General features: G+C 52.1%; 1 protein-coding gene and 1 pseudogene. One reads left to right on the top strand and one right to left on the bottom strand.

What is annotated here, in order from left to right:
• A pseudogene (locus JUK32_RS04620) lies at positions 1-488 on the bottom strand (hypothetical protein); the annotation flags it as partial.
• 382 nt (positions 489-870) lie between these two features.
• On the opposite strand from JUK32_RS04620, the gene JUK32_RS04615 reads away from it, so the two are divergent.
• Complete coding sequence (locus tag JUK32_RS04615) at positions 871-1,434, top strand: hypothetical protein (RefSeq protein WP_204137681.1); 564 nt, start codon at positions 871-873, stop codon at positions 1,432-1,434.
• Positions 1,435-2,314: the final 880 nt, after the last annotated feature.

The raw sequence follows: 2,314 nt of genomic DNA, 5'->3' as shown, positions 1-2,314 counted from the left end.
GCTTGCAGTTCGGCTAATTGTTCATCGGCGGCAGTCTGTAACTTGCTGCCCTGGTCGCGGAGTAAGGCGAGGGCACCGCCCAACTCTTCAGACACGCCTTCCGGCGTCACGCCACCGGGCATAAACTCCCGGCTGTAACGCGCCTTAGCTTCACTGACCCAGCGTTCCCGATCTGCTTTTTTCTTAGACAGTTGGGAGAACTCACAGAACAGCGATCGCGCCAGTTCGGTGTAACCGGAGTCATCCACCAGCAGTTCGACGGGGGCCACCTTCAACAGCCAGGGAAGCCATCGGGTTCGGAGGGTCGATTCCGCGATCGCTAACTCAGTCGCCAACTCAGTCGAGGTGTACGGGGCCGGATGACCGATGCCGGATGCTTCCACTAATTCCGCGTCGATCACTTCGTGCGGCAACTGTGCGGCACTGTGCGCGCCCTGTGCAGAATCTGCACTCTCAACGGTGTTGAAATCGTGCTCAGGTATGATCATAATTGTCCAAATTCCTTGTTTTTCAAGGGTTTGCAATGTGCGGTTTCGTGCGCTCCTATGTGCGCTGGCGTGTGCGAGGAGTGCGCGAAAACTGCACAGGACAAATTATAGGACACTCACAGGAATAAACACAGGACAGTTACAGGTCAGACAGGATAGGACAGTTACAAGACTCGTTCAAAACTCGAACCTGCAAACACCTAAAACCTTTGCCAGACAAAGAAATCAGCATCAGTGCAGGACACAAGACGAGTCAAGGGACAGGATAAGACGAGACAGGACGAAAACAGCAGGACACAAGACAGTACAGAACAGAGGACAGTACAGAGGACAGTACAGAGGACAGGTCAGGAGTATCCTTTGGGTGTGTTCTGGGGGAGTTATGACTGATATCGGAGTACCTGTTGCCGACCTACCCAAGCGCTACAACGTGGCGCGATCGCAAGTTTACTCACGCCTGGATGCGCTCAAGCAGCGTGAGCCGTCCCTCGTTCCTGAGAAGCGCGGCAAGAAAGCTTATGTCAGTGGGCAACTGCTAGAGCTAATGGACTCGTTGCATGTCCTTATCAGTCAGCAAGGGGAGACGGTGGCTGAGGCTGCTGATACGGTGCTCAACATTCCCCCGCAAACTCGTCCGATGAGTCCTACAGGACAGCCGGACAGGACACAGGACAGCGCTATGGTTCCCACGGGTGAAATACCCTCAGAGTTAGCGTTGCTGGCCAGCGCGATCGCGGCCAATCAGCCACCCCCTGATCCATTGGCTCGGTATCGGCAGCTTGAGGAAATCGCGGCGCATGGGTGGGAACTGCCCACCAGCGAGTTAGCCCACCTGCTGGGGCTGAAAACCTTAAGCGGTTCGGAGCTGGAGCGCTACGGGTTTCGGTTCGTGAAGGTGGGGAAGGCGGGAATTGAGAGTGCTTGGAAGGTGGAGAAGCTGTCTTAAATTAATTGAGATACGATCAAAGGATGTGAGGGCTGACAACGCTACACACAAGAAAAGCCCGGACATCGTTGCCCAGGCTTTCAACTACATGTAAAGGGTTAGCAAGTCGCCTTTATTCCCGAGGAGCTATCTCCTCAACTGGTGCAGTGGCAGGTGAGTCTTGTTGTTCCAGCAACCAGGCTCTTAAACCTGCCATTCCACCGAACGCAGTAAGGCCAGTCATCACCAATGGAAGAGCAATACGCATCAGATAGGTACTGATTGTCTTTCTACAAGACTTCATTGCCTCATTCGAAAGACTTGCAGTTACGCCTTTATCTGACACTGTCACAATTCAGGAATGATCAGCAGACGACTGTGAAATGGTCGGCTTGTGTCCATTCAAATCAATCACCTCCTTTGAGGGTAAGGGTTTAAAATCCCCCAAGAGGTCACTTACATATGGATATGCAACTCAAAATCGCAAACGGTTAGTTTCGAATCAAAGTATTAGGTTTTGACTCGGCATTGAAACAAACAGCCCCATGGCTGAAACCGTCAGCGAGCAAAAGGTTGCATTCCACCAAAAGTGGAACCTCGCTGGAGTTATTTCAACGCCGAACTCAAATACTGCTAGGGCTGGAGTCTGCAGGCTATCTCAGCTCTGTATGGCGAAAAAGGAATGTCTTAAGAATCCTCTAAACTCTACAATAGTGGTGTGTTCCGTTCAAACCACGGCGAGGCACACCTCCAGCCCACCAAAAGTCAATGGCTTCTCGCAAGCGTAGTTGCAGTGAGGTATTTCCCATTGCACTAATAATATTTTGGCTCAATCTGGGTTTTGGGGAGCTAGCCCAATACGGTCTCTAACAGGTTACCTAACAGGGCTTTACCCCGCCTT

Origin of the sequence: Halomicronema sp. CCY15110, from assembly GCF_016888165.1 — a bacterium.
Lineage (GTDB): Bacteria > Cyanobacteriota > Cyanobacteriia > Phormidesmidales > Phormidesmidaceae > Halomicronema.
This window is presented reverse-complemented; position numbering and strand designations above follow the sequence as displayed.

Bases quoted from the DNA above. Each gene is read 5' to 3' on its own strand.
- JUK32_RS04615 (WP_204137681.1), top strand. From the start codon at position 871: ATGACTGATATCGGAGTACCTGTTGCCGACCTACCCAAGCGCTACAAC.